Origin of the sequence: Bartonella sp. AP4SXKL, assembly GCF_042195845.1 — a bacterium.
Lineage (GTDB): Bacteria > Pseudomonadota > Alphaproteobacteria > Rhizobiales > Rhizobiaceae > Bartonella.
This window is the reverse complement of the sequence record NZ_JBHIPA010000094.1, coordinates 1-519: the sequence shown is the minus strand read 5'-3', so window position 1 is coordinate 519 and position 519 is coordinate 1. Positions and strand designations below refer to the sequence as shown.

The 519-nt window shown below is 33.7% G+C and carries 1 protein-coding gene and 1 pseudogene; both read left to right on the top strand.

Features of this window, described 5'->3' with window-relative positions; translation table 11 throughout:
- Positions 1-189 (top strand): annotated as a pseudogene (locus ACFIMI_RS09850) (type IV secretion system protein); the annotation flags it as partial.
- A 178-nt stretch (positions 190-367) separates the two neighbouring features.
- Positions 368-511, top strand: a complete 144-nt coding sequence (locus tag ACFIMI_RS09845) for a TrwH protein (RefSeq protein WP_375621872.1) — start codon at positions 368-370, stop codon at positions 509-511.
- Positions 512-519 lie beyond the last annotated feature (8 nt).

Here is a 519-nt window from a genome sequence, read left to right as displayed (position 1 = left end):
ACGGATATTTCCTCAAAAGCAATTGTTACAATTACACCCTTTGTATCAATCGGTATCACAATCGCTTTCATCATCTACGGATGGCTCATCATCCGTGGCGCTATCGATATGCCTCTCTCCGGATTCGTAAACCGTTTCCTGCGAATAAGTATTATTACTTCAATAGCTCTTACCACAGGACTTTATCAACCAAGATATCCAATCCTAAAGTAAAAAATATTTGCACTGAAATTGAGCTATTTTCATAAATTAAAATGGAATAAAAAAGTAAAATAATTACACACAACGTACTTTACTTTAGTGTCAAAATTATAATAATGACAATAAGTATCGGAATGTATATAACAGTAAAAAGAGTCATATTAAAATGAAGTCGATCATTCTTATAATTTTGATTGCAAACCTTTTATCGGCTTGTGCATTAGCACCAAAGCTAAAACAACCCAATGATAGGAACCGCGTGCCTATTAATAAAACAATCCCTGCCGAAATCAAGCGAGCAAATATATGAAAAAGCGA